Raw genomic sequence first — 25,586 nt, 5'->3', positions numbered from 1 at the left:
TATCGCGTAATGTATTCTATTTCAGCTTACTTTTTGGGCAGCAAAGCCTGCCTGGATGCCGCGTAAATGTTACTCTGGTAATTATCACGGACCATTAATCACGGAGCGAAAAATGGCGACACATTTTGCCAGAGGGATTCTTACGGAGGGACACCTGGTTTCAGCTCGCCTCCCTTCTCCATGTCATATCGAAGCAAGAGATCTCCCCGCTCATCGCCGAACACGTTTCCTGGCTTCCCGAAGTTTACTCGCTGAACTAATGTTTATGCTTTACGGCACCAGTACGCTGCCCGAGATTGTTACTCAGGCCAAAGGTAAGCCCGTTTTTCGCGATAAGAACCTGCCGGGATTTTCGATTTCTTATGCCGGGAATATCGTTGGCGTTGCGCTAACAACTGAAGGAACGTGCGGGCTGGATATGGAACTGCAGCGAGCTACCCGCAGCTTTCACCATCCGCATTCAACGGAAACATGGCGCTTCTCCAGCAACGAAAATCTGTGGATCAATAACCAAAACGACCCCAACGAAGCACGCGCGCAGCTCATTACGTTGCGCCAGAGCGTACTCAAACTCACCGGCGATGTAAGCAATGATGATCCGCACGAACTCCAGCTTTTACCCGGCGCAGGACGTCTGAAATGTGCCCATGTTGCGCAGGTTGAAGCCATTTGCGATGCGGAAGATGTTCTGGTGTGGTCGGTTGCGGTTACGCCAACCATTGAAAAACTCAAGGTTTGGGAGTTTGATGGTAAACAGGAATGGAAAAGTTTGCCTGATATCCAGACCCGCGCCAATGAGCCTACGGGTCGTCTGATCCGGTTCTCTCAATTATGCGCAGCGAAGAGCCATACGCTTTGATTTAACCTTTATGATGAAACAGGAGTCACCATGTCAGAAACATTGAATGTTGTTACGTTACTGGGAAGTCTACGCAAAGGTTCGTTTAATGGAATGGTTGCCCGTACGCTGCCCAAGATTGCTCCAGCAGGAATGGAAGTCAACGCGTTGCCATCAATTGGTGATATCCCACTGTACGATGCCGACCTCCAGCAGGAAGAAGGTTTTCCGGCAAGCGTAGAAGCGCTGGCAGAGCAAATCAGGAAGGCTGACGGTGTCGTCATCGTGACACCGGAATATAACTATTCCGTGCCTGGCGGACTGAAGAACGCCATCGACTGGCTGTCCCGCCTGCCGGATCAGCCATTATCGGGTAAGCCGGTGCTGATCCAGACCAGCTCCATGGGCGCCATTGGCGGCGCGCGCTGCCAGTACCATCTGCGTCAGATCCTAGTGTTCCTCGACGCCATGGTAATGAATAAGCCGGAATTTATGGGCGGCGTGATTCAGAACAAAGTGGACCCGCAGACAGGTGAAGTGATCGACCAAAGTACGCTGGACCATCTAACCGGCCAGCTGACCGCATTTGGCGACTACATCCAGCGTGTGAAAGCCTAAAAGAAAAAGCCCGCTGGCTGCAATGCCTAGCGGGCCGTATCCGGTTATCAAATTTGCCTGATGGCGCTGCGCTTATCAGGTCTACACGCCTCGCGCAGCACCGTCTCAGCGGCAATTAATGCGCGTCGATAAACACAATCTTCAACACAAACAGCAGTGCGACAACGATGACGCATGGGCTGAGATCGCGGAAACGTCCGGTACCGATTTTCATCACACAGTAGGAAATAAAGCCCAGCGCGATACCTTCGGTAATCGAGAAGCTAAACGGCATCATCACGGCGGTAATAAACGCCGGAACGGCTTCAGTCAGGTCATCCCACCTCACGCGCGACAGGCTTGATGTCATCAGGACGCCAACGTAAATCAGCGCACCAGCGGCCGCATATCCCGGTACCATTCCCGCCAGCGGCGACAGGAAGATAACCAGCAGGAATAGCAGGCCGACAACTACCGCGGTCAGGCCAGTGCGTCCACCGACAGAAACCCCGGAAGAAGACTCGATATACGCGGTAACGGAAGAAGTACCGATAAACGCACCAGCAACCGATGACACGCTATCCACATACAGCGCCTGCTTCATGCGCGGAAACTTACCCTTCGCATCCGCCAGACCGGCTTTATCCGTGACGCCAATCAGCGTACCGGAGGAGTCGAACAGGTTGACCAGCATGAACGAGAAAATTACGCCCGCAAGACCAATGTTAAACGAACCAGCCAGATCAACATGCCCGATAACGGACATTACGCTCGGCGGCGCGGAGACGATCCCGTTGTAATGGACATCGCCCAGCATCCAACCCAGCAGCGTGGTCACAATGATAGAGATCAGTACCGCCGCATGGATGTTACGTGAAGCCAGAATCGCGATGATAAAGAAGCCCAGAATACCGAGCAGTACGCTGTGGGACGTCAGGTTGCCAATAGACACCAGGGTGTCTTGGTTGGCGACGATAACACCAGCGTTTTTCAGCCCCATCATGCCGATGAACAGACCAATACCGCTGGTGATCCCCACGCGCAAGCTAACCGGGATGTTGGCAATCATCCAGTAACGTACGCGGAAAATCGTCAGTAGCAGCAGACCTACCGCGCCCCAGAAGATTGCGCCCATACCGATCTGCCATGACAGGCCCATCGCGCCAACGACCACGAAGGCGAAGAACGCATTCAGACCCATAGCAGGCGCAAGTGCGACCGGCAGGTTGGCAAACAGGCCCATCAGGATGCTACCAAATGCAGCAATCAGGCAGGTAGTCACAAAGACGGCGCTGGTATCCATGCCAGCCACGCCAAGAATTTGCGGGTTAACAAAAACGATATACACCATCGTCAGGAAGGTGGTTAAACCGGCGATCACTTCGGTCCGTGCCGTCGTGCCATGTTCGCGCAGTTTGAACACGCGTTCCAGCATCCCCTGGCCAGAAGCCTGGGTTGTGTGTTGTTGACTCATTATCAATTTCCGAACAAGGAGGGAAAATTCGTCGCTATCCTATACCAAAATGCGACAATAGGGTTGGGTTATGAGCAACTTTTTTCATTGATTTTGCTTATACGGCAACGATTGCGTCGCCCAATAATGCATTACGAAAACGTTAAACTTGTTAAAACGGAAATGACATGTCCCAGATAGAAGCCGTATTTTTTGACTGTGACGGTACCCTTGTCGACAGTGAAGTGATTTGTTCTCGCGCGTATGTCAGCATGTTCCAGGCGTTCGGCATTACGCTCGATCTTGAAGAAACTTTTAAACGCTTCAAGGGGGTAAAGCTGTACGAGATCATCGACATTATCAACGAAGAGCACGGTGTCGAACTGGCAAAAGCCGAATTAGAACCGGTTTACCGCGCAGAGGTCGCACGTCTGTTCGATACGGAACTGGAGGTGATTGCCGGTGCTAATGCGCTGCTGGACAGCATGACCGTCCCTATGTGCGTGGTATCTAACGGTCCGGTCAGCAAAATGCAGCACTCTCTGGGTAAGCTGGGCATGTTGCACCATTTCCCTGATTTGCTGTTCAGCGGCTACGATATTCAACGCTGGAAACCCGATCCGGCCCTGATGTTCCATGCGGCGAAAGCGATGGACGTTAACGTTGAGAACTGCATTCTGGTTGATGACTCCAGCGCAGGTGCGCAGGCGGGGATTGCTGCAGGGATGGAAGTGTTTTACTTCTGCGCCGATCCGCATAACAAACCAATCGATCATCCAAAAGTGACGACGTTTACCGATCTGGCGCAGTTGCCAGCGTTATGGAAGGCGCGGGGTTGGAATATTACGCGATAACTGAAAGGCCGGATGGCGCTAACGCTGATCCGGCCTGCATGTCTCGTAGAGCGGGTAAGCGTTAGCGCCACCCGCCACAAACATCACTCTTTCGGATCTTTGCCCGCCAGCAGCTTATCCAGCTCATCACCGCCCACGTGACGGAAGTCTTGTCCCTTCACGAAGTAGAAGATGTATTCGCAGATATTCTGGCAACGGTCACCGATACGCTCGATGGAGCGCGCGCAGAACAGCGCGGTCAGCACGCTTGGAATAGTACGCGGATCTTCCATCATGTAGGTCATCAGCTGACGCACGATACCTTCATACTCCTGGTCGACTTTCTTATCTTCGCGATAAATACGTACCGCTTCGTCAAGATCCATACGCGCAAACGCATCCAGCACGTCATGCAGCATTTGTACGGTGTGGCGACCCAGTGATTCCAGGCTTACCAGCAGCGGCTGATGCTGTTGCGAAAATTTCTCCAGCGCGGTGCGGCAAATTTTATCCGCAACGTCGCCAATACGTTCCAGCTCAGCGATCGTTTTGATAATCGCCATCACCAGACGCAAGTCACTGGCGGTCGGCTGACGCTTGGCAATGATACGCACGCAGGCCTCGTCGATCGCCACTTCCATCATATTGACGTTCTTATCGCCCTCAATGACGCGCTTCGCCAGCTCACTGTCCTGATTGTGCATGGCGGTAATCGCATCAGAAAGCTGCTGCTCGACCATGCCGCCCATGGTCATCACCTGGGTACGGATGCTTTCCAGCTCTGCATTGAACTGGCCGGAAATATGTTTATTAAGGTTAAGATTATCCACAACAAGCTCCTGAATCAGCCGTAACGACCGGTGATGTAGTCTTCAGTTTGTTTCTTCGCGGGCTTGGTGAACAGATCGTCCGTGTTACTGAACTCAATCAACTCGCCCAGGTACATAAATGCCGTGTGATCGGAACAACGCGCAGCCTGCTGCATGTTGTGGGTAACGATAACAACGGTGTAATCCTCTTTCAGCTCAGTGATCAACTCTTCGATACGCCCGGTAGAAATAGGGTCGAGCGCTGAACACGGCTCATCAAGCAGAAGCACTTCCGGGCGAATGGCGATCCCACGCGCAATACACAGACGCTGCTGCTGACCACCGGAGAGAGAGTACCCGCTCTGGTGTAATTTATCTTTGGTTTCGTTCCACAGTGCGGCCTTGGTCAATGCCCACTGCACACGCTCGTCCATATCCGCACGAGAGAGTTTCTCAAACAGACGCACGCCAAAAGCGATGTTGTCGTAGATGGACATCGGGAACGGCGTCGGCTTCTGGAATACCATGCCCACTTTGGCACGCAGCAGAGCGATATCCTGAGTGTTGGTGAGAATATTGTCGCCATCCAGCAGGATTTCGCCTTCCGCACGCTGTTCCGGGTACAGTTCAAACATTTTATTGAACGTACGCAGCAGCGTCGATTTACCACAGCCTGACGGCCCGATAAACGCCGTTACCTGGTTTTTGGCAATATCCAGGTTGATGTTCTTCAGGGCATGGAACTTGCCATAGTAGAAGTTCAAATCACGAACCTGAATCTTACCCGGGGCAGTATCAACCATACTCATTTCAATCTTTTCCTCATCATGCCTGATGGCGCGCAGCTTTCAGGCCTACAAATGTCTTCAATCGTAGGCCGGATAAGGCGTTTACGCCGCCATCCGGCACTTCGTCTTAACCGTGTTTCTTCTTCGCGAAAATGACGCGCGCCAGAATGTTCAGCAGCAGTACGCACAGGGTAATAATCAGTACCCCGGCCCAGGCCAGTTGCTGCCACTCAGCAAACGGGCTCATCGCAAACTTAAAGATAGTGACCGGCAGGTTGGCGATAGGCTGCATCATGTCGGTGCTCCAGAACTGATTGGAGAGCGACGTAAACAGCAGCGGAGCCGTTTCACCTGCGATACGTGCAATAGCCAGTAAAACGCCTGTAATGATGCCTGAGACAGAGGCCTTCAGGGTGATCGCAGAAATCATCTTCCATTTCGGCGTACCCAGCGCATAGGCGGCTTCACGCAGGCTATCCGGTACCAGCTTGAGCATGTTCTCCGTGGTACGAATAACAATGGGCACCTGCAGCAGCGCCAGCGCGATAACGCCCGCCCAGCCGGAGAAGTGCTCCATTTTTGCTACCACGATGGTGTAAACGAACAGACCGACCACGATTGATGGCGCAGAAAGCAGGATGTCGTTGATAAAGCGGATCACCTCAGCCAGCCAGGACTTACGTCCGTACTCTGCCAGGTAGATGCCCGCCATAATACCAAGCGGTGTACCAAACACGGTCGCCCACAGAATTAACAGTCCGCTACCGGCCAGGGCATTCGCCAGACCACCACCAGCCGTATTCGGCGGAGGTGTCATTTCGGTGAACAGCGCCAGTGACATACCGTCAATACCGCGGGTGATCGTGGACATCAGGATCCAGATAAGCCAGAACAGACCGAATGCCATGGTCGCCATAGAGAGCGTCAGCGCGATGCGGTTCTTCAGACGACGACGCGCCTGCATTTTACGGCGGGATTCCGCAAGCGCAGCGGTGTTTTGCATTTCAAGCGTAGCCATTAGCGTGCCCCCTCGTTCTTCGCAAGGCGCATGATCATGAACTTAGACGCCGCCAGCACGATGAAGGTAATCACAAACAGAATCAGGCCCAGTTCCATCAACGCGGCAACGTGCAGTCCTGATTCCGCTTCGGCAAATTCATTCGCCAGCGCAGAAGTAATACTGTTGCCCGGCATGTACAGCGAGGCACTATCGAGCTGGTAGGTGTTACCGATGATAAACGTCACCGCCATGGTTTCACCCAGCGCGCGGCCCAGACCGAGCATCACGCCGCCGATCACGCCGTTTTTGGTGAACGGCAGGACGATGCGCCAGATACTTCCCAGGTAGTACAACCGATGCCGTAGGCTGACTCTTTCATCAGCACCGGCGTTTGTTCGAACACATCGCGCATAACCGCCGCAATGTACGGGATGATCATGATGGCGAGGATCACGCCAGCGGCCAGAATACCGATACCAAATGCCGGACCCGCAAACAGCGCGCCAACAAACGGAATGTTGGAAAGGATGTTCCCGACCGGCTCCTGGAAGTAAGTCGCAAACAGCGGGGCAAAGATAAACAGGCCCCACATGCCGTACACGATACTCGGAATTGCCGCCAGCAATTCAATAGCGATACCCAGCGGGCGACGCAGCCAGCCAGGAGCAAGTTCAGTCAGGAATAAGGCAATGCCAAAACTCACCGGAACGGCGATCAGCAGTGCGATAAGCGAGGTGACCAGCGTACCGTAAATCGGTACTAATGCACCGTAGATATCGTTTGGCGCATCCCATTCTTTAGTCCACAGAAAGGAGAAGCCAAATTTCTGAATGCTTGGCCAGGAGGAGATAACCAGAGAGACAATAATGCCACCCAACATCAATAGCACAATCAGCGCAGCCAGTTTTACCAGCGCGCTGAATATCATGTCACCTTTTTTACCCGGTGGGTTCAAAGCAGGCTTGGTTGCAGCCATAAATCACTCTTTAAGTTTGGGCCAGGAAGCACGCATTTTATCGTGCTTCCCGGCTAACGTAATGCCATACCCTAAATAATTCGAGTTGCAGCAAGGCAGCAAGCTTGTGAATACCCAGGAGCATAGATTCACTATGTGACTGGGGTGAACAAGCACAGCCAACACAGCTGCGGCTCGAAGTATGACGGGTATTTAGTACAGCGCTTTACCGCTGCTGTCCTTCACGTTGGTCTTCCATGCAGCACGAATCTGCTCAACCACGCTGTCCGGCAGGCTGGCGTAATCCAGGTCATTAGCCTGTTTGCCACCATTTTTGTACGCCCAATCGAAGAACTTCAGCACTTCAGCGCCCTGCTCAGGTTTCTTCTGCTCTTTATGCACCAAGATGAAGGTGGTGGAAGTGATCGGCCACGCATCATCACCTTTCTGGTTAGTCAGATCCTGAGCGAAGGTTTTGCTCCAGTCAGCGCCTTTTGCAGCGTTGGCAAAGTTTTCTTCGGTCGGACTTACCGGTTTGCCATCAGCAGAGACCAGCTTGGTGTACGCCAGGTTGTTCTGCTTAGCGTAAGCGTACTCAACGTAGCCGATAGAACCCGGCAGACGCTGTACGAACGCAGCGATACCGTCGTTACCTTTACCGCCCAGACCGGTCGGCCAGTTAACGGTAGAGCCGGAACCAATTTTAGATTTCCACTCTTCGTTCACTTTCGCCAGGTAGCTGGTGAAAACGAAGGAAGTACCGGAACCGTCAGCACGACGCACAACGGCGATATTCTGAGAAGGCAGCTTCAGACCCGGGTTCAGTTTGGTGATGGCTTCATCATCCCACTTCTTAATTTTACCGAGGTAGATGTCGCCCAGCGTTTTACCATCCAGCACCAGTTCGCCGGATTTCAGGCCAGGGATGTTCACCGCCAGCACCACACCACCGATAACAGTCGGGAACTGGAACAGGCCTTCTTGCGCCAGTTTCTCGTCAGACAACGGTGCGTCAGAGGCGCCGAAATCAACGGTATTGGCCGTAATTTGTTTTACACCACCGGAGGAGCCGATACCCTGGTAGTTTACTTTGCTACCGGTCTCTTTCTGATAGGTATCTGCCCATTTGGCATACACTGGCGCAGGGAAGGTTGCACCTGCACCTGTCAGGCTCGCTGCTGCAAACGCAGAAAACGCGCTCATGGATAAGGTCGCGGCGACAACAGTTGCGACAGTGGTACGCATAACTTTCATAATGTCTCCTGCACGGTTTTCGTAAATCGTTGTTTGAGTTGCTACTGTGAGCAAAATAGGACAAACAGGTGACAGTTAAATGTACGAAATATGACAGTTTTATGACAATGAAAAACTCGGGAAGTTTTTTATCTAAAAATACATTTAAAACAGTATGTTAATTACCATCATGACAATAACATTTCGCTGAAATTTTCTTTTTATGACACTGAAAACAGTAGTTGAAGATGACGGTTTGTCACATAAAACAGGCGGGGTAATTGATTAAAAACAGAACAAGCTAAAAAAATGCCCCGCTTGCAGCAGGGCATTTTCAGTTCAGTTAAGTGCGGATTACTCTACGGTAACCGACTTTGCCAGGTTACGCGGCTGGTCCACGTCGGTGCCTTTAATCAGCGCCACGTGATACGCCAGCAACTGCAACGGAACGGTGTAGAAGATCGGTGCAATCACCTCTTCCACATGCGGCATCTCAATGATGTGCATGTTTTCGCTGCTGGTAAAGCCAGCATCCTGGTCCGCAAAGACGTACAACTGACCGCCACGAGCGCGAACTTCTTCAATGTTGGATTTCAGTTTTTCTAACAGTTCGTTGTTCGGTGCAACTACGATAACCGGCATATCGGCATCAATCAGCGCCAGCGGACCGTGTTTCAGTTCGCCTGCAGCATATGCTTCAGCGTGAATATAAGAGATCTCTTTCAGCTTCAGCGCGCCTTCCAGCGCAATCGGGTACTGATCGCCACGCCCCAGGAACAGCGCATGGTGTTTGTCTGAGAAACCTTCCGCCAGAGCGGCAATGCGTTTGTCCTGAGACAGCATCTGCTCAATACGGCTCGGCAGCGCCTGCAGACCATGAACGATCTCCTGCTCGATAGACGCATCCAGGCCTTTCAGACGAGACAGTTTCGCCACCAGCATCAGCAGAACGGTCAGTTGGGTAGTAAATGCTTTCGTCGAGGCCACACCGATTTCGGTACCGGCATTGGTCATCATCGCCAGGTCGGATTCGCGCACCAGAGAAGATCCCGGTACGTTACAAATAGCCAGCGAGCCCAGATAGCCCAGCTCTTTAGATAAGCGCAGACCCGCCAGGGTATCCGCCGTTTCACCGGACTGGGAAAGGGTAATCATCAGACTGTTACGACGCACGGCGGATTTGCGATAGCGGAACTCGGAAGCGATTTCGACATCACAAGGAATACCAGCCAGCGATTCAAACCAGTAGCGGGACACCATACCGGAGTTGTAGGACGTACCGCAGGCGATAATCTGGATATGCTCAACCTGAGACAGCAACTCGTTGGCACGTGAACCCAGCTCGCTTAAATCCACTTCACCGTGACTAATGCGACCGGTCAGCGTATTTTTAATTGCGTTCGGCTGTTCGTAGATCTCTTTCTGCATGTAGTGGCGATAAATACCTTTTTCGCCCGCGTCATACTGCAGATTCGATTCGATATCCTGACGCTTCACTTGTGCGCCAGACTTGTCGAAAATAGAGACAGAACGACGGGTCACTTCTGCGATGTCACCTTCTTCCAGGAAGATAAAGCGACGGGTTACCGGCAGCAACGCCAGCTGATCGGAAGCGATAAAGTTTTCCCCCATCCCCAGACCAATCACCAGCGGGCTACCTGAACGGGCCGCCAGCAGAGTTTCCGGGTTACGGGTATCCATGATCACCGTGCCATAGGCACCGCGCAACTGTGGAATAGTACGCAGTACGGCTTCACGCAGCGTACCACCCTGTTCCAGTTCCCAATGCACCAGGTGAGCAATCACTTCGGTGTCGGTTTCAGAAACAAAGGTGTAACCACGGGTTTTCAGTAGTTCACGCAGAGGTTCATGGTTTTCAATGATGCCGTTATGCACCACAACAATGTGTTCAGAAACATGGGGATGCGCGTTCGCTTCTGAAGGTTCACCGTGTGTCGCCCAACGGGTATGAGCGATACCTGTACCACCATGCAGCGGATGTTCTTCCGCAGCAGCAGTCAGCATCTGCACTTTACCCAGACGACGCAGACGGGTCATGTTGCCTTCAGCATCGACAACGGCCAGACCAGCAGAGTCATAACCACGATATTCCAGACGACGTAAACCTTCGAGAAGGATTTCAGCTACATCACGCTGCGCGATAGCGCCAACAATTCCACACATATTTTTTGATTCCGAATTTAGGCATTTGCCTGTCGTTGTCGCTGACCTGTATTTGCCCTTTCCGGGCGCCCCGAGCCTTGTAGAGAGTGGGGTTATTTTTATGGTACTGCTTGTTGAGCGGAGGATTATGTTATCCCCTCATCTCTTGTCTGCCTGATGGCGCTTACGCTTATCAGGCCTACAGAACGTCACCGCACGTAGGCCGCCATCCGGCAAAAATCACTTACTTCTTCTTCACCGGACGCTGCCAGCCCTGTTTATGGACCTGAGGTACACGGCTTAATACCAGTTCGTTATCGGCGACATTACGCGTTACGGTGGTTCCGGCGGCAATCGTCGCACCTTTACCCACGGTGACAGGCGCCACCAACTGAGTATCTGAACCCACAAACACATCATCACCAATAATGGTTTTAAACTTATTGGCACCATCGTAGTTGCAGGTAATCGTACCCGCGCCGATATTCACGTTATCGCCGATTTCCGCATCGCCCAGATAGGTCAGATGACCGGCTTTAGAACCTTTACCCAGACGCGCTTTTTTCATTTCGACGAAGTTACCCACGTGCGCGCCTTCCTGCAGCTCAGCACCCGGGCGCAGACGCGCGAATGGACCGATGGTGCAAGCGGCTTCCAGATGGGCATCTTCCACCACACTATATGGGCTAAGCTCACAACCTTCACCAATCACGCTGTTTTTGATGATACAGCCAGCACCAATCTTGACGCGATCCCCAACGGTTACGTTACCTTCAATGATAACGTTAGTATCAATTTCAACATCGCGCCCGTGAATAAGCGTACCGCGAAGATCAAAACGTGCAGGATCGCGCAGCATCACGCCCGCCAACAACAGTTTCTCTGCTTGCTCAGACTGATAAACACGCTCCAGACGGGATAACTGAAGACGGTTATTCACCCCTTCCGTTTCGCTAATACGTGCCGGATGTACCGCAGCAATTTCGCGTCCTTCCTGATACGCCATCGCAATGATATCGGTGATGTAGTATTCACCCTGCGCATTGTTATTGGTGAGTTTGGACAGCCAGCGCTTCATATCAGCGCCATTGGCAATCAGAATACCGGTGTTGATTTCCTGGATTTGGCGCTGCTCGTCAGTTGCATCTTTATGCTCGACGATACCGGTGACGTTACCGTTCTCACGCGTAATACGCCCATAGCCGGATGGATCATCCAGTTTTACCGTTAACAGGCCGATGCCGCCCTGCGGTTTAGCATCACGCAGGCTACGTAAGGTATCGGTAGAGATCAGCGGCACATCGCCATAGAGCATTAAAATGTCTTCGTCATCACCAAAGAATGGCGCTGCCTGCTGCATTGCATGGCCGGTCCCCAACTGCTCTGCCTGCAGAATCCAGTTTAGATTGCCATCTTTCAGCGTCTGCTTAAGCAAATCACCACCGTGCCCGTAGACCAGATGTACGTGAGTGGCACCTAATTCATTAGCGGCATCAATGACATGCTGAACCATCGGCTTTCCTGCGAGGGTATGCAGCACTTTAGGGAGATCGGAATACATACGCGTGCCTTTGCCTGCGGCAAGGATCACGACGCTCATAGCATTATTCAACATACACGTCCTGACTGTAATTTGAGAACGAATTTATACCGTTTCACATTGAAAATACTACATTTTTTTCATCGTGAAATGGACCGAAGATAAAACGTTCAATCGGGGAAATTTCCCCTCTGATAACTCTCTATTTTCGTCTATTTCGGCGTCTTTTGTCTCCCAAAAACCAGGAGGCTGCTCTTATTAAAGCCTAGGTTAATGTTTTTGCTATTTTTTTACTGCATGAATAAAGAGTTACAAAAGAAAAGTATAATTTTATTAATGTGATTCAGCGAGAAGCAGAAAAAACAGACAGGGAAAATAGAGTTTTAAAAGGGAAGAGGACAAACGATAAAGCGGAGGAGTGGGATTTAATAACAGCTGGCGCGTGCTGATAACCGTATGAAGCATCGCGCCACAGAGCATGTCGGGAAGACTAAACTTCCATGCTGCTGAAAAGGGCGATGATTTTATTAATCAGTTTCATGTTGGTATCCTGTTTTTATCTGAGTTAATTATGTGACACACATCACACAAAAAAGAGTCTACGCCTCATTTTTTAACCGATCAATATTTTTGTGACACAAATCACAAAATAATAAAACAGCTTTTTAGTTCCACTTTCACTGAAACAAAACCATAAAAAAAGCCAGCCTGGCAACCAGACTGGCTTTTGTGCTTTTCAAGCCGGTGTTACATCGCTTTTTTGGTCAACTCGATAACGCGCAGTTTCGCGATCGCTTTGGCCAGTTCCGCAGATGCCTGAGCGTAATCCACGTCACCATGAGAGCTCTTAATGTGCTCTTCAGCCTTACGCTTCGCTTCCAGGGCTCTCGCTTCATCGAGATCCTGTCCGCGAATCGCGGTATCAGCCAGAACGGTCACGCTGCCAGGCTGCACTTCGAGAATGCCGCCAGACAGATAGATAAACTCTTCATGACCGAACTGTTTAACGATGCGGATCATACCAGGCTTAATGGCGGTGAGCAGCGGTGCGTGACCCGGGAAAATACCCAGTTCACCTTCACTACCCGTTACCTGGATTTTTTCGACCAGACCAGAGAACATTTGCTGCTCTGCGCTGACGACGTCCAGGTGGTAAGTCATTGCCATATCACCCTCCGATTAAGGCGTTAAAGTTTTTTGGCTTTTTCCACGGCTTCGTCGATAGAACCAACCATGTAGAACGCCTGCTCTGGCAGGTGGTCGTATTCGCCTTCCATGATGCCTTTAAAGCCACGGATGGTGTCTTTCAGGGATACGTATTTACCTGGAGAACCGGTGAATACTTCCGCAACGAAGAACGGCTGGGACAGGAAGCGCTGAATTTTACGTGCGCGTGCTACCACCAGCTTGTCTTCTTCAGACAGTTCATCCATACCCAGGATGGCGATGATGTCTTTCAGTTCCTGATAACGCTGCAGCAGAGACTGTACGCCACGCGCGGTGTCGTAGTGTTCCTGACCAACAACCAGCGGATCCAGCTGACGGCTGGTGGAGTCCAGCGGGTCAACTGCCGGGTAGATACCCAGAGATGCGATCTGACGGCTCAGTACCACGGTTGCATCTAAGTGAGCAAAGGTGGTTGCTGGGGATGGGTCAGTCAAGTCATCCGCAGGTACGTATACCGCCTGAACGGAGGTGATAGAACCGGTTTTGGTAGAGGTGATACGTTCCTGAAGAACACCCATCTCTTCCGCCAGAGTCGGCTGATAGCCTACCGCTGATGGCATACGACCCAGCAGTGCGGATACTTCTGTACCGGCCAGGGTGTAACGATAGATGTTATCAACGAACAGCAGAACGTCACGACCTTCGTCACGGAACTTCTCTGCCATGGTCAGACCGGTCAGAGCAACGCGCAGACGGTTTCCCGGCGGCTCGTTCATCTGGCCATATACCAGGGATACTTTGTCCAGAACGTTGGAGTCGGTCATTTCGTGGTAGAAGTCGTTACCCTCACGAGTACGTTCACCCACGCCCGCAAACACGGAGTAACCGGAGTGTTCGATCGCGATGTTACGGATCAGCTCCATCATGTTTACGGTTTTACCTACACCCGCACCACCGAACAGACCAACTTTACCGCCCTTAGCGAACGGACACATCAGGTCGATAACTTTGATGCCGGTTTCCAGCAGTTCCTGAGAGCTGGACAGCTCTTCATAGGAAGGTGCCGCGCGGTGGATAGCCCAACGCTCTTCTTCACCGATATCGCCTTTCATGTCGATCGGGTGACCCAGGACGTTCATGATACGACCCAGAGTTGCTTTACCTACCGGGACTTCGATCGGGTGCTCGAGATCTTTAACTTCCAGACCACGACGCAGACCGTCGGAAGAACCCATGGCGATGGTACGTACGATACCGCCGCCGAGCTGCTGCTGAACTTCCAGCACCAGGCTCTCTTTACCATTCATAACCTCAAGAGCATCGTACACGCGCGGTACGGCATCCTGAGGGAATTCGACGTCAACCACGGCGCCGATTACCTGGACAATTTTTCCAGTAGCCATCTTGAATCCTCTACGAATTAACCTGGTTATACCGCGGATGCACCACCGACGATTTCGGTGAGTTCCTGAGTAATGCTGGCCTGACGAGCTTTGTTGTATACCAACTGCAGCTCTTTAATCAGGCTGCCGCCATTGTCGGTCGCGGCTTTCATCGCCACCATACGTGCGGCCTGCTCGCTGGCCAGGTTTTCTACCACGCCCTGATAAACCTGAGACTCGACATAACGACGCAGCAGGGTATCCAGCAGCGCTTTCGGGTCTGGCTCATACAGGTAATCCCAGGATTTACGCTTCAATTCATCATCATCTGATGCCGGCAGAGGCAGCAGTTGGGTGATGGTTGGCGTCTGAGACATGGTGTTAATAAATTTGTTGCTGACAACGTACAGTCTGTCCAGACGACCTTCATCGTAGGCCTGCAGCATCACTTTAACCGGACCGATCAGTTCGGACAGGGAAGGGTTATCCCCCATACCGGTTACCTGAGCAATCACATTACCGCCAACGGAGTTAAAGAAAGACACGCCCTTAGAGCCGATCATTGCGATATCGCACTGAACGCCTTTATCGGACCATGCTTTCATATCCGCCAGCAGCTTTTTGAACAGGTTAATGTTCAAGCCACCGCACAGACCACGGTCGGTCGACACCACCAGGTAGCCCACGCGCTTAACGTCGCGTTCTTCCAGGTAAGGGTGCTTATATTCCAGATTACCATTCGCAAGGTGACCAATCACTTTGCGCATGGTCTCTGCATAAGGACGGCTGGCCGCCATGCGATCCTGCGATTTACGCATTTTGGAAGCGGCGACCATCTCCATCGCTTTAGTGATCTTCTGCGTGTTCTGGACGCTTGCGATCTTACTACGTATCTCTTTTGCGCCGGCCATGAGCTTCTCCTCAATGCCTTGCGGTCCGCCCTAAAGCAGACCGCCAGACGTTACCAGGACTGGGTTGCCTTGAAGGAATCGAGGATAGCTTTCAGCTTGCCTTCGATTTCATCGTTATAGCCACCGGACTGGTTGATCTCTTGCATCAGCGGAGCGTGGTCACGGTCAACGTAAGCCAGCAGAGCGGCTTCGAAGCTACCGATTTTCGCCAGTTCCACATCTTCGAGGTAACCGCGTTCAGCCGCAAACAGCACCACACCCTGCTGTGCTACAGACATTGGGGCATACTGTTTCTGCTTCAGCAGTTCAGTTACTTTCTGACCGTGGCTCAGCTGCTTACGAGTAGCTTCATCCAGGTCGGAAGCGAACTGAGAAAACGCTGCCAATTCACGATACTGCGCCAGTGCGGTACGAATACCACCGGACAGTTTCTTGATGATCTTGGTCTGCGCTGCGCCACCTACACGAGATACAGAGATACCCGGGTTAACTGCCGGACGAATACCGGAGTTGAACAGGTTGGTTTCCAGGAAGATCTGACCATCTGTAATGGAAATTACGTTGGTCGGAACGAACGCAGAAACGTCACCCGCCTGGGTTTCGATAATCGGCAGAGCGGTCAGGGAGCCGGTTTTACCTTTAACTTCACCATTGGTGAACTTCTCAACGTATTCCGCGTTTACGCGGGATGCGCGCTCCAGCAGACGGGAGTGGAGGTAAAATACGTCGCCCGGGAATGCTTCACGTCCTGGTGGACGACGGAGCAGCAGGGAAACCTGACGGTAAGCAACAGCCTGTTTAGACAGGTCATCGTAAACGATCAGCGCGTCTTCACCGCGGTCACGGAAGTATTCGCCCATTGCGCAACCGGCATATGGCGCCAGGTATTGCAGAGCAGCAGATTCAGACGCGGTCGCCACAACAACGATGGTGTTGGACAGTGCGCCGTGTTCTTCCAGTTTACGAACCACGTTAGAAATGGTGGACGCTTTCTGGCCGATAGCCACGTACACACATTTGATACCGGAATCACGCTGGTTGATGATGGCATCGATTGCCATCGCAGTTTTACCTGTCTGACGGTCACCGATGATCAGCTCACGCTGGCCACGACCGATTGGGATCATGGCATCAACAGATTTATAACCTGTCTGTACTGGCTGGTCGACGGACTGACGTTCGATTACGCCTGGTGCGATAACTTCGATTGGCGAGAAGCCATCGTTATCAACCGGACCTTTACCGTCAATTGGGGAACCCAGAGTATTCACCACACGACCCAGCAGGCCACGGCCAACCGGAACTTCCAGAATACGACCCGTACACTTAACCTTCATGCCTTCGGCGAGGTCAGCGTATGGACCCATCACAACGGCACCTACGGAGTCGCGCTCCAGGTTCAGTGCGATAGCGTAACGGTTACCCGGCAGGGAAATCATCTCACCCTGCATACAATCGGCCAGGCCGTGAATGCGGATAACACCGTCACTTACAGAAACAATAGTACCTTCGTTGTGAGCTTCGCTCACAACATTGAACTGAGCAATGCGCTGCTTGATCAGTTCGCTGATTTCGGTGGAATTCAGTTGCATGCTCCAGTCCCCTTAAGACTGCAAGACGTCTGCAAGGCGCTCAAGACGGCCGCGTACGCTGCCATCAATGACCATATCACCCGCTCGGATGATTACGCCAGCCATTACAGACTTATCGATTTTGCAATTCAGCTTAACTTTGCGTGACAGACGTTTTTCCATCGCTGCACTAATCTTCGTAAGCTGTTCATCACTCAGTGCATTGGCAGAAGTGACTTCTACCTCAGAGATAGCCTCACTGGCTGCACGCAGATGAATAAACTGCTCAAGAACATCCGGGAGCGCATTCAGACGGTTATTTTCAGCCATTACCCTAATCAGGTTTTGGCCGCTTTCGTCCAGCTGCTCACCGCACACGGCGATAAACGACTCAGCGAGCGTTTCCGGCGCCAGCGCGCCAGAGAGAAGCTCTGCCATTTGTTCGTTTTTCGTCACCTCAGCGGCAAACGTCAGCATATCCTGCCAACGGTCAACGCTTTGGTGCTCAACGGCAAAGTCAAAAGCTGCTTTGGCGTAGGGGCGAGCTACCGTAATAAATTCAGACATCAGCCCCTCCCTCCTTACAGTTCAGCGACAAGTTTGTCCACGATGTCGCTATTAGCAGCTTCATCCACGGAACGTTCGATGATCTTCTCGGCGCCAGCAACAGCCAGGATAGCAACTTGCTTACGCAGCTCTTCGCGAGCACGTTTACGCTCGGCGTCAATTTCCGCCTGCGCCTGTGCCACGATTTTAGTACGTTCCTGCTCTGCTTCAGTTTTAGCTTCGTCCAGGATCTGAGCACGGCGTTTGTTCGCCTGCTCGATGATTACCTGAGCTTCCGCTTTCGCTTTTTTCAGCTGGTCGGTCGCGCTGGCCTTTGCAAGGTCAAGATCCTTATGTGCTCGTTCTGCAGAAGCAAGGCCGTCAGCAATTTCTTTTTGACGTTTTTCGATGGCAGCCATTAAAGGCGGCCATACGTACTTCATGCAGAACAGAACGAACAGGACAAACGCGATGGCCTGGCCGAGGATTGTTGCGTTAAGATTCACAGCACAATGCCTCTATCTAGTTAACGTTCTGATATTGCTCTTAATTCAAGCAACGCTTACTACGCGACAGCAAACATCACGTACAGACCCAGACCTACAGCGATCATTGGGATTGCATCCACCAGACCCATAACGATAAAGAACTGAGTACGCAGCAGAGGAATCAGATCCGGTTGACGCGCTGCGCCTTCCAGGAATTTACCCCCGAGGATGCCGATACCGATCGCAGCACCGATTGCCGCCAGACCCATCATCACAGCGGCAGCAATGTACAGCAGATCCATATTCAGGTTTTCCATGACAGTCTCCAGTTTGTTTCAGTTAAAACGTAGTAGTGTTGGTAAATTAATGCTCTTCAGATGCCATCGACAGATAGACAATCGTCAGAACCATAAATATGAAGGCTTGCAGCGTGATAATCAGTATGTGGAAAATGGCCCATGGCACATTCAGGATCCACTGTGACCACCACGGCAACAGACCAGCAATCAGAATGAAAATCAGCTCACCGGCATACATGTTGCCGAACAGTCGCAGACCAAGAGAAATTGGTTTGGACAGCAGGCTTACCCCTTCAAGGATTAAGTTGACAGGGATGAACGCCCAGTGATTGAACGGCTGCAGCGTCAACTCTTTCGCGAAGCCGCCGATGCCTTTCATTTTGATGCTGTAGAACAGAATGAGGATAAATACGCCCAGCGCCATCGACAGGGTGATGTTTACGTCAGCAGACGGAACCACACGCAGAGCCGGCAGGCCAAAGATATGCTCACCGATGTACGGCAGCAGGTCGATAGGCAGTAAATCCATCAAGTTCATCAGGAATACCCAGACGAAAATCGTCAGGGCCAGCGGAGCAATCAGCTTGCTTTTGCCATGGTACATGTCTTTCACGCTACCATGCACAAAGCCGATTACCAGCTCAATCGCGGTCTGAAATTTACCTGGTACGCCGCTGGTCGCCTTTTTAGCTACGCTACGGAACATAAGCAGGAACAACAGACCCAGAACCACCGAGAAGAAAATGGAGTCAATATTGAGCGTCCAGAAGGTGGCTGGGGGGTTGTGCGGATCCACCAGCGAGAATGTACGTAGGTCCAACTGAAGGTTATTCAGATGGTGTCCTATGTAATCCTGCGGCGTCATATTTTCTGAAGCCATGATGCCTTTACCCTTTGTTGTTAATTACAGCCGGCGCCAGTATCTGAACCACCAGCACCAAAACCCACGTAACGATCAGCGGCATGAATACCGCTTTCAAAACAGCCAACGCCACCACCAGCAAAACCAGCATAGCTAACACCTTGAAGGCTTCGCCGAAGGCGAACGTCCAGGCTACTCGGCCTTTAGCTGGTGTATGCGCCTGGTGACGCCAGGCAAATATCATAAACAACACATTAGGCAGCAACACTGCCAATCCACCGCACAATGCGGAGATGCCCCAGAAAGGGTCTTTGAGGCTAAACAGCAATCCACTTGCTATTACCGCCAGAAACTGTGTGAGCAAAAGCTTACGAGCAACGTTTCGACTCAAGAGCGACATAGACATCACGTTTTTACTCCTGCTCCCTTCGAGGTATGCCGCGTGTCGTATAAAACGTTCTTTATGGCTTAGAGTCAAGCATCAAAAAGCGGTCAAATTATACGGTGCGCCTTCGTGATTTCAAACAATAAGTAGCTAAAAAGTGAATAAATGTTTAAATATTTTTCGCTACCCCACATTTATCACTTTTAAGCAAACTGTGAACGATCATGCAAAACTGCAAATGCCGCGTAAATACTGGCGGCAAAGCGTGCACCAGATCACATATTGAACATATTCACCTTCGCATAATTTATTTACGTGGCAAATGATGCCTTTTCATCTTTTTGATATTTAAGCGTAAAAATAGCCACTTTTTCAAAAACAACAGCTAACAACAAAAAAACCACGCATTGACATTTATAATAAAAAATTAACACAACGGGTGGTTCTTACGTTCTATTTTTAGCAGACTGATATTTTCACAGCTGACTTGTTTCGCTTTTAACAAAAAACGGTACGTTATAGTTATGATGCAAAACCGTAAGGCGCTAGTGAATTGTAACGACATTTAACCACACTATTCCCTATGGCTTTTAACACCTGAATAGCCGTTTTTTTTCTATTTTTTTTGATAAAAATTAAATTTTGTTTGGCTTAATAACCACCAGATGACGTTCACCATCCAGTTGCGGAACGCGTAATTTTTCGACCGACTCGACGCTGAATTCCGCAGGCAACGTAGCAATTTCATCTTCTGGCAACTGCCCTTTTAGCGCATAAAAACGCCCATCCAGGCCAGGCAAATGATGGCACCAACTCACCATATCAGTAAGCGACGCGAACGCACGGCTAATGACCCCATCGAACGGCGGCTCTGAAGGGAATTCTTCAACGCGACTTTGCACAGGAGTGATGTTAGTAAGCGCAAGCTCATGCTGCACCTGACGCAAGAAACGGACGCGTTTTCCCAGACTATCCAGCAGTGTGAAATGCGCTTCTGGGCGCACGATAGAGAGAGGAATACCCGGCAGGCCCGGTCCCGTACCCACGTCGATAAAACGCTCCCCCTTCAGATACGGCGCGACGACAATACTGTCCAGAATATGGCGCACCAGCATTTCGTTGGGATCCCGTACCGACGTCAAGTTGTACGCTTTGTTCCATTTGTGCAGCATATCGACATACGCAATCAGCTGATTTTTCTGGTGATCGGTAAGAGAAATACCAGCATCAGCCAGCAGACGAGAGAGTTTGTTGAGCACGGTCGTTACCTGTTCATAATCAATTTCCCGATGCGCTATAGCTTATCGGGACTACAAATTTGTAGGGCGGGCAGGCGAAGCGCCCGCCGCCAAAATAGTGTTATCAAGCGCTGCGGCGCAGCATACCTTGTTTCTTCAACCATACCAGCAGAATGGAAATGGCGGCAGGCGTTACGCCAGAAATACGCGATGCCTGGCCGATCGATACCGGTTTGTGATCGTTCAGCTTGGCGATAACTTCATTCGACAAGCCTGAGACCTGACGATAATCCAGCGTTGCAGGCAACAGGGTGTTCTCATTACGCTGTTGTCTTTCGATTTCTTCCTGCTGACGGGCGATATACCCTTCGTATTTCACCTGAATCTCAACCTGTTCCGCGGCCTGAGCATCGTCGAGCGCTGGTGCGAACGCAGATAAAGAGGTCAACTGAGCATAGGTCATATCCGGGCGGCGCAGAAGATCTTCACCGCTGGCTTCACGTGACAAAGGCGTAGCCAGGTGAGCATTCACTTCTGCTGCAGATTCCGCTAACGGATTTACCCAGGTTGATTTGAGACGCTGACGTTCCTGTTCGATACGCTCCAGCTTCTCGTTGAAACGAGCCCAGCGCTCGTCGTCCACCAGACCCAGTTCACGACCAATTTCGGTCAGACGCAGGTCGGCGTTATCTTCGCGCAGCATCAAACGGTATTCTGCGCGTGAGGTGAACATGCGGTACGGTTCTTTGGTGCCAAGCGTACACAGATCGTCCACCAGTACACCAAGATAAGCCTGATCGCGACGCGGCGCCCAGCCGTCTTTCTCAGCAGACAAGCGCGCGGCGTTCAGACCCGCCAGCATCCCTTGCGCGGCAGCTTCTTCGTAACCGGTAGTACCGTTAATCTGGCCCGCAAAGAACAGACCCTGGATGAATTTACTTTCCAGAGTGGGTTTCAGGTCGCGCGGATCGAAGAAATCATACTCAATCGCGTAGCCAGGACGGACGATTCTGGCATTTTCCATTCCCTGCATGGAGCGGACAATTTGCATCTGCACATCGAACGGCAAGCTGGTGGAGATACCATTCGGATAAATTTCGTTAGACGTCAGTCCTTCCGGCTCGAGGAAGATCTGATGCTGATTACGATCGGCAAAGCGCATCACTTTGTCTTCGATCGACGGGCAGTAGCGCGGACCGATACCTTCGATCACGCCTGCGTACATCGGGCTACGATCGAGGTTATTGCGGATCACGTCATGGGTTCTCTCATTGGTATGCGTGATGTAACACGGCATCTGACGCGGATGTTGAGAAGCATCGCCCAAGAATGAGAAGACCGGCATCGGGTTATCGCTGTTTTGTTGGCCGAGCACGCTGAAATCAATAGTGCGTGCATCGATACGCGGCGGCGTACCGGTTTTCAGGCGGCTGACGCGTAACGGCAGTTCACGCAGACGGCGTGACAGCGGGATAGACGGCGGATCGCCAGCACGGCCGCCGCTGTAGTTGTCCAGACCAATATGAATTTTGCCGTCAAGAAAAGTCCCTACGGTTAACACAACCGCTTTGGCACGGAACTTCAGTCCCATTTGGGTCACTGCACCCACAACACGATCGTTTTCAACAATCAGATCTTCAACTGCCTGTTGGAAGATCATCAGATTGGGTTGATTCTCGAGTGCGGTGCGTACAGCCTGGCGATAGAGCACACGGTCGGCCTGAGCTCGGGTAGCACGAACGGCTGGCCCTTTGCTGGCGTTTAGTATCCTAAACTGGATACCTGCATGGTCGATCGCTTTTGCCATCAACCCACCAAGCGCATCCACTTCTTTTACCAGGTGTCCCTTCCCAATACCGCCGATCGCCGGGTTGCAGCTCATCTGTCCCAGAGTGTCGATATTGTGTGTCAAAAGCAGAGTCTGTTGACCCATTCGCGCCGCGGCCATTGCGGCCTCGGTGCCTGCATGACCCCCGCCAATGATGATGACGTCAAAAGGATCCTGATAAAACATGGTAATTGCCTCGCATAACGCGGTGTGAAAGTGGATTGAAGCCCGGGCCGTGGATTCTACTCAACTTTAGTCGATCGAGAAAGCCCTGGGATCCTGGGTATTAAAAAGAAGATCTTTTTATTTAGAGATCTGTTTTATTGTGATCTCTTATTAGGATCGCAACTTTCTGTGGATAAGGGCGATCCTTTGAATAAGATCAACAGGTTGTTGAGGATCATTAGCTGTGAATGATCGGTGATCCTGGCCCGTATAAGCTGGGAGCAGAATGAAGGGTTATACACAACTCAAAAACTGAACAACGGTTGTTCTTGGGATAACTACCGGTTGATCCAAGCTTTTAACCAGAGTTATCCACATAAAAAAGTACGATCTTTACAAATATCTGAGCAATGGATGCCAGGATCCCAGCCAAATTTCAGCCGGATCTTCCGGAATTTCATGTTCCAGTACGTTGATCCTGAGCGTTTCGCCGATCTGTTTTGCCCCGCAGGCTTTCAGTTCGGCTTCCAGCTTGTCGATTGCGCCGCAAAAGGTGTCATATTCACGACTGCCGATCCCGATTGCACCAAAGTGCACTTGTGAAAGGTCCGGTTTTTGCTCGCATAAGGCATCATATAAAGGCTGCAGGTTGTCAGGAATGTCTCCCGCACCGTGCGTGGAGCTAATAATCAGCCAGATCCCATCAGTCGGGACCTCTTCAAGCATTGGCCCATGCAGTATTTCGCTGGAAAAACCCGCGTCGTCCAGTTTTTCAGCCAGATGCTCTGCTACATATTCCGCACTGCCAAGCGTGCTGCCGCTGATAAGAGTGATTTCTGCCATGATCGCCCACCTTTATAAAGAGGGCGTATTGTACGCTGTGAGCGAGCTGGGATCTACCTGTGGAAAAATAGGGGATTAAAAAAAGCGATCATGGCTTGATGGTACGCATGATCGGGTTTTGCAGGACGATCAGGGTCTCCGTGGACTGAATTTCATCAATTGTTTGGATCTTGTTGATAAGTACCTGCTGTAACGCGTCGATCGACTTGCACATCACCTTTATAAAGATGCTGTAGTGCCCGGTGGTGTAATACGCTTCGGTCACCTCATCGAGGCTTTCCAGTCTGGCCAACGCTGACGGATAGTCTTTCGCACTTTTCAGGATGATGCCGATAAAGCAACCGACGTCATAGCCCAACTGTTTGGGACTAACATCAATCCGCGCGCCGGTAATAATCCCGGCCTGCTTCATCTTCTCTACGCGAACGTGAATTGTCCCCGGGCTCACGCCGAACTGTTTGGCCAATTCGGCATAGGCCGTTCGGGCATTTTCCATCAGGGCGTCAAGAATGCCGCGGTCCAGATTGTCGATCTGATAATTTTCCATAGGTTTTTCTTATGTAGATTAATGATTCCCTCTATTTTAGACGTTAATTTTAACGAATCAAAATCGAAGTCGGCTTTTTGTTTGTTGATTATTGAATATTACCTACATTCTGTTGCTTAATCATAGGCAACAGGACACAGGAGTACACATAATGAAAACCGCTTACATTGCCAAACAACGTCAAATTAGCTTCGTAAAATCTCATTTTTCTCGTCAGCTGGAAGAGCGTTTAGGTCTGATCGAAGTTCAGGCTCCGATCCTCAGCCGCGTAGGAGATGGCACGCAAGATAACTTGTCGGGCTGTGAAAAAGCGGTGCAGGTGAAGGTTAAAGCATTGCCAGACGCTCAATTCGAAGTGGTTCATTCACTGGCGAAGTGGAAGCGTCAAACATTAGGACAACACGACTTTAGCGCAGGCGAAGGGCTGTACACGCATATGAAGGCCCTGCGTCCCGATGAAGATCGCCTTTCCCCGCTGCACTCAGTGTATGTTGACCAGTGGGACTGGGAGCGCGTGATGGGCGACGGCGAGCGTCAATTCTCCACTCTGAAAAGCACGGTAGAGGCTATCTGGGCGGGAATTAAGGCTACCGAAGCTGCGGTGAGCAAAGAGTTTGGTCTGGCACCGTTCCTGCCAGAGCAGATCCACTTTGTTCATAGCCAGGAACTGTTATCTCGTTATCCTGGTCTTGACGCAAAAGGTCGTGAACGTGCGATTGCTAAAGAACTGGGCGCGGTATTCCTGGTGGGGATCGGCGGCAAGCTCAGCGACGGTCACCGCCATGATGTACGTGCGCCGGATTATGATGACTGGAGTTCAGCATCCGAGTTGGGTCACGCCGGTCTGAACGGTGATATTTTGGTCTGGAACCCGGTACTGGAGGATGCGTTTGAGCTGTCTTCTATGGGGATCCGTGTGGATGCTGACGCTCTGAAACATCAGCTGTCTCTGACCGGAGATGAAGATCGTCTGAGTCTGGAATGGCACCAGGCGCTGCTGCGCGGTGAAATGCCACAGACGATTGGTGGAGGAATTGGGCAGTCGCGTCTGACCATGCTGTTGCTGCAATTACCACACATTGGTCAGGTTCAGTGTGGCGTATGGCCGGCACAGGTACGTGAAAGCGTCGCCTCTCTGTTGTAAG

At 51.4% G+C, this 25,586-nt stretch carries 24 protein-coding genes and 1 pseudogene; 4 read left to right on the top strand and 21 right to left on the bottom strand.

What is annotated here, in order from left to right; translation table 11 throughout:
• Nucleotides 1-112: 112 nt before the first annotated feature.
• A complete protein-coding gene (locus tag B9P82_RS21475; protein WP_101700893.1) occupies nt 113-859 on the top strand; it encodes a 4'-phosphopantetheinyl transferase family protein in 747 nt (248 codons plus the stop codon).
• A gap of 30 nt (nt 860-889) precedes the next feature.
• A complete protein-coding gene (locus tag B9P82_RS21470) occupies nt 890-1,456 on the top strand; it encodes an NADPH-dependent FMN reductase (RefSeq protein ID WP_003827046.1) in 567 nt (188 codons plus the stop codon).
• A 115-nt stretch (nt 1,457-1,571) separates the two neighbouring features.
• Here B9P82_RS21470 and adeP read toward each other — a convergent pair whose 3' ends face one another.
• Nucleotides 1,572-2,909, bottom strand: coding sequence for an adenine permease AdeP (adeP, locus tag B9P82_RS21465; RefSeq protein WP_080859244.1), 1,338 nt, complete (start codon nt 2,907-2,909; stop codon nt 1,572-1,574).
• A gap of 167 nt (nt 2,910-3,076) precedes the next feature.
• Between adeP and yieH the strand changes: the two genes are divergently transcribed.
• Nucleotides 3,077-3,742: a 6-phosphogluconate phosphatase gene (gene yieH / locus B9P82_RS21460; RefSeq protein WP_047358455.1), complete on the top strand. Its 666-nt coding sequence runs from the start codon at nt 3,077-3,079 to the stop codon at nt 3,740-3,742.
• A gap of 83 nt (nt 3,743-3,825) precedes the next feature.
• On the opposite strand, the gene phoU is transcribed toward yieH, so the two are convergent.
• The 20 genes and pseudogenes from phoU to asnC all read right to left on the bottom strand — a co-directional run bounded on the left by phoU (nt 3,826) and on the right by asnC (nt 24,441).
• Nucleotides 3,826-4,551 carry a phosphate signaling complex protein PhoU gene (gene phoU / locus B9P82_RS21455; protein WP_003023824.1) on the bottom strand — a complete coding sequence of 242 codons (726 nt, stop codon included), beginning with the start codon at nt 4,549-4,551 and terminating at the stop codon, nt 3,826-3,828.
• A 14-nt stretch (nt 4,552-4,565) separates the two neighbouring features.
• A complete protein-coding gene (gene pstB, locus B9P82_RS21450; protein WP_003023821.1) occupies nt 4,566-5,339 on the bottom strand; it encodes a phosphate ABC transporter ATP-binding protein PstB in 774 nt (257 codons plus the stop codon).
• Nucleotides 5,340-5,445: 106 nt separating this feature from the next.
• Nucleotides 5,446-6,336, bottom strand: coding sequence for a phosphate ABC transporter permease PstA (pstA, locus tag B9P82_RS21445; RefSeq protein ID WP_016155077.1), 891 nt, complete (start codon nt 6,334-6,336; stop codon nt 5,446-5,448).
• Nucleotides 6,336-7,294, bottom strand: a pseudogene (gene pstC, locus B9P82_RS21440) (phosphate ABC transporter permease PstC). The gene pstA and the pseudogene pstC overlap by 1 nt, the downstream one beginning before the upstream one ends.
• Before the next feature lie 192 nt (nt 7,295-7,486).
• Nucleotides 7,487-8,527: a phosphate ABC transporter substrate-binding protein PstS gene (gene pstS / locus B9P82_RS21430; protein WP_016155079.1), complete on the bottom strand. Its 1,041-nt coding sequence runs from the start codon at nt 8,525-8,527 to the stop codon at nt 7,487-7,489.
• A 333-nt stretch (nt 8,528-8,860) separates the two neighbouring features.
• Nucleotides 8,861-10,690 (bottom strand): glutamine--fructose-6-phosphate transaminase (isomerizing), encoded by a 1,830-nt coding sequence (gene glmS / locus B9P82_RS21425; RefSeq protein ID WP_016155081.1) that lies wholly within the window; start codon nt 10,688-10,690, stop codon nt 8,861-8,863.
• Nucleotides 10,691-10,913: 223 nt separating this feature from the next.
• On the bottom strand, nt 10,914-12,284 hold the full coding sequence (gene glmU, locus B9P82_RS21420; RefSeq protein WP_019077996.1) for a bifunctional UDP-N-acetylglucosamine diphosphorylase/glucosamine-1-phosphate N-acetyltransferase GlmU: 1,371 nt from the start codon (nt 12,282-12,284) through the stop codon (nt 10,914-10,916).
• A gap of 672 nt (nt 12,285-12,956) precedes the next feature.
• Nucleotides 12,957-13,376 carry a F0F1 ATP synthase subunit epsilon gene (locus B9P82_RS21415; RefSeq protein WP_003023809.1) on the bottom strand — a complete coding sequence of 140 codons (420 nt, stop codon included), beginning with the start codon at nt 13,374-13,376 and terminating at the stop codon, nt 12,957-12,959.
• Nucleotides 13,377-13,396: 20 nt separating this feature from the next.
• Entirely contained in the window at nt 13,397-14,779 is a 1,383-nt protein-coding gene (gene atpD / locus B9P82_RS21410; protein ID WP_003023806.1) for a F0F1 ATP synthase subunit beta, read from the bottom strand.
• Between the two features lie 26 nt (nt 14,780-14,805).
• Nucleotides 14,806-15,669: a F0F1 ATP synthase subunit gamma gene (gene atpG / locus B9P82_RS21405; RefSeq protein ID WP_016155083.1), complete on the bottom strand. Its 864-nt coding sequence runs from the start codon at nt 15,667-15,669 to the stop codon at nt 14,806-14,808.
• Nucleotides 15,670-15,719: 50 nt separating this feature from the next.
• Nucleotides 15,720-17,261 (bottom strand): F0F1 ATP synthase subunit alpha, encoded by a 1,542-nt coding sequence (gene atpA, locus B9P82_RS21400; RefSeq protein ID WP_003023802.1) that lies wholly within the window; start codon nt 17,259-17,261, stop codon nt 15,720-15,722.
• A 12-nt stretch (nt 17,262-17,273) separates the two neighbouring features.
• Nucleotides 17,274-17,807 carry a F0F1 ATP synthase subunit delta gene (gene atpH, locus B9P82_RS21395; RefSeq protein WP_006687767.1) on the bottom strand — a complete coding sequence of 178 codons (534 nt, stop codon included), beginning with the start codon at nt 17,805-17,807 and terminating at the stop codon, nt 17,274-17,276.
• Between the two features lie 14 nt (nt 17,808-17,821).
• Nucleotides 17,822-18,292: a F0F1 ATP synthase subunit B gene (gene atpF, locus B9P82_RS21390; RefSeq protein WP_003827022.1), complete on the bottom strand. Its 471-nt coding sequence runs from the start codon at nt 18,290-18,292 to the stop codon at nt 17,822-17,824.
• A gap of 59 nt (nt 18,293-18,351) precedes the next feature.
• A complete protein-coding gene (gene atpE, locus B9P82_RS21385) occupies nt 18,352-18,591 on the bottom strand; it encodes a F0F1 ATP synthase subunit C (RefSeq protein WP_003023794.1) in 240 nt (79 codons plus the stop codon).
• Between the two features lie 46 nt (nt 18,592-18,637).
• The gene (atpB, locus tag B9P82_RS21380) at nt 18,638-19,453 is read right to left on the bottom strand and encodes a F0F1 ATP synthase subunit A (protein ID WP_003023792.1); all 816 of its coding nucleotides are present in this window, start codon (nt 19,451-19,453) and stop codon (nt 18,638-18,640) included.
• A gap of 7 nt (nt 19,454-19,460) precedes the next feature.
• Nucleotides 19,461-19,841, bottom strand: a complete 381-nt coding sequence (gene atpI, locus B9P82_RS21375; protein ID WP_003023790.1) for a F0F1 ATP synthase subunit I — start codon at nt 19,839-19,841, stop codon at nt 19,461-19,463.
• Between the two features lie 614 nt (nt 19,842-20,455).
• Nucleotides 20,456-21,079, bottom strand: coding sequence for a 16S rRNA (guanine(527)-N(7))-methyltransferase RsmG (rsmG, locus tag B9P82_RS21370; RefSeq protein ID WP_049282857.1), 624 nt, complete (start codon nt 21,077-21,079; stop codon nt 20,456-20,458).
• 103 nt (nt 21,080-21,182) lie between these two features.
• On the bottom strand, nt 21,183-23,072 hold the full coding sequence (gene mnmG, locus B9P82_RS21365; RefSeq protein WP_016155085.1) for a tRNA uridine-5-carboxymethylaminomethyl(34) synthesis enzyme MnmG: 1,890 nt from the start codon (nt 23,070-23,072) through the stop codon (nt 21,183-21,185).
• A 372-nt stretch (nt 23,073-23,444) separates the two neighbouring features.
• Complete coding sequence (gene mioC, locus B9P82_RS21360; protein WP_101700891.1) at nt 23,445-23,894, bottom strand: FMN-binding protein MioC; 450 nt, start codon at nt 23,892-23,894, stop codon at nt 23,445-23,447.
• Nucleotides 23,895-23,982: 88 nt separating this feature from the next.
• Nucleotides 23,983-24,441, bottom strand: coding sequence for a transcriptional regulator AsnC (gene asnC, locus B9P82_RS21355; RefSeq protein ID WP_003023780.1), 459 nt, complete (start codon nt 24,439-24,441; stop codon nt 23,983-23,985).
• A gap of 151 nt (nt 24,442-24,592) precedes the next feature.
• On the opposite strand from asnC, the gene asnA reads away from it, so the two are divergent.
• Nucleotides 24,593-25,585 carry an aspartate--ammonia ligase gene (gene asnA / locus B9P82_RS21350; RefSeq protein ID WP_016155087.1) on the top strand — a complete coding sequence of 331 codons (993 nt, stop codon included), beginning with the start codon at nt 24,593-24,595 and terminating at the stop codon, nt 25,583-25,585.
• Nucleotide 25,586: the final 1 nt, after the last annotated feature.

It is taken from the genome of Citrobacter sp. L55, assembly GCF_002850715.1.
Lineage (GTDB): Bacteria > Pseudomonadota > Gammaproteobacteria > Enterobacterales > Enterobacteriaceae > Citrobacter > Citrobacter braakii.
This window is presented reverse-complemented; position numbering and strand designations above follow the sequence as displayed.

Excerpts from the sequence above, each read along its gene's own strand:
- atpE (WP_003023794.1), bottom strand. The coding sequence starts at position 18,591 with ATGGAAAACCTGAATATGGATCTGCTGTACATTGCTGCCGCTGTGATG.
- atpB (WP_003023792.1), bottom strand. The coding sequence starts at position 19,453 with ATGGCTTCAGAAAATATGACGCCGCAGGATTACATAGGACACCATCTG.
- mnmG (WP_016155085.1), bottom strand. The coding sequence starts at position 23,072 with ATGTTTTATCAGGATCCTTTTGACGTCATCATCATTGGCGGGGGTCAT.
- atpA (WP_003023802.1), bottom strand. The coding sequence starts at position 17,261 with ATGCAACTGAATTCCACCGAAATCAGCGAACTGATCAAGCAGCGCATT.
- atpD (WP_003023806.1), bottom strand. The coding sequence starts at position 14,779 with ATGGCTACTGGAAAAATTGTCCAGGTAATCGGCGCCGTGGTTGACGTC.
- B9P82_RS21470 (WP_003827046.1), top strand. The coding sequence starts at position 890 with ATGTCAGAAACATTGAATGTTGTTACGTTACTGGGAAGTCTACGCAAA.
- glmU (WP_019077996.1), bottom strand. The coding sequence starts at position 12,284 with ATGTTGAATAATGCTATGAGCGTCGTGATCCTTGCCGCAGGCAAAGGC.
- atpG (WP_016155083.1), bottom strand. The coding sequence starts at position 15,669 with ATGGCCGGCGCAAAAGAGATACGTAGTAAGATCGCAAGCGTCCAGAAC.
- pstS (WP_016155079.1), bottom strand. The coding sequence starts at position 8,527 with ATGAAAGTTATGCGTACCACTGTCGCAACTGTTGTCGCCGCGACCTTA.
- B9P82_RS21475 (WP_101700893.1), top strand. The coding sequence starts at position 113 with ATGGCGACACATTTTGCCAGAGGGATTCTTACGGAGGGACACCTGGTT.
- mioC (WP_101700891.1), bottom strand. The coding sequence starts at position 23,894 with ATGGCAGAAATCACTCTTATCAGCGGCAGCACGCTTGGCAGTGCGGAA.
- B9P82_RS21415 (WP_003023809.1), bottom strand. The coding sequence starts at position 13,376 with ATGGCAATGACTTACCACCTGGACGTCGTCAGCGCAGAGCAGCAAATG.
- pstB (WP_003023821.1), bottom strand. The coding sequence starts at position 5,339 with ATGAGTATGGTTGATACTGCCCCGGGTAAGATTCAGGTTCGTGATTTG.
- adeP (WP_080859244.1), bottom strand. The coding sequence starts at position 2,909 with ATGAGTCAACAACACACAACCCAGGCTTCTGGCCAGGGGATGCTGGAA.
- asnC (WP_003023780.1), bottom strand. The coding sequence starts at position 24,441 with ATGGAAAATTATCAGATCGACAATCTGGACCGCGGCATTCTTGACGCC.
- asnA (WP_016155087.1), top strand. The coding sequence starts at position 24,593 with ATGAAAACCGCTTACATTGCCAAACAACGTCAAATTAGCTTCGTAAAA.
- glmS (WP_016155081.1), bottom strand. The coding sequence starts at position 10,690 with ATGTGTGGAATTGTTGGCGCTATCGCGCAGCGTGATGTAGCTGAAATC.
- atpI (WP_003023790.1), bottom strand. The coding sequence starts at position 19,841 with ATGTCTATGTCGCTCTTGAGTCGAAACGTTGCTCGTAAGCTTTTGCTC.
- yieH (WP_047358455.1), top strand. The coding sequence starts at position 3,077 with ATGTCCCAGATAGAAGCCGTATTTTTTGACTGTGACGGTACCCTTGTC.
- pstA (WP_016155077.1), bottom strand. The coding sequence starts at position 6,336 with ATGGCTACGCTTGAAATGCAAAACACCGCTGCGCTTGCGGAATCCCGC.
- atpH (WP_006687767.1), bottom strand. The coding sequence starts at position 17,807 with ATGTCTGAATTTATTACGGTAGCTCGCCCCTACGCCAAAGCAGCTTTT.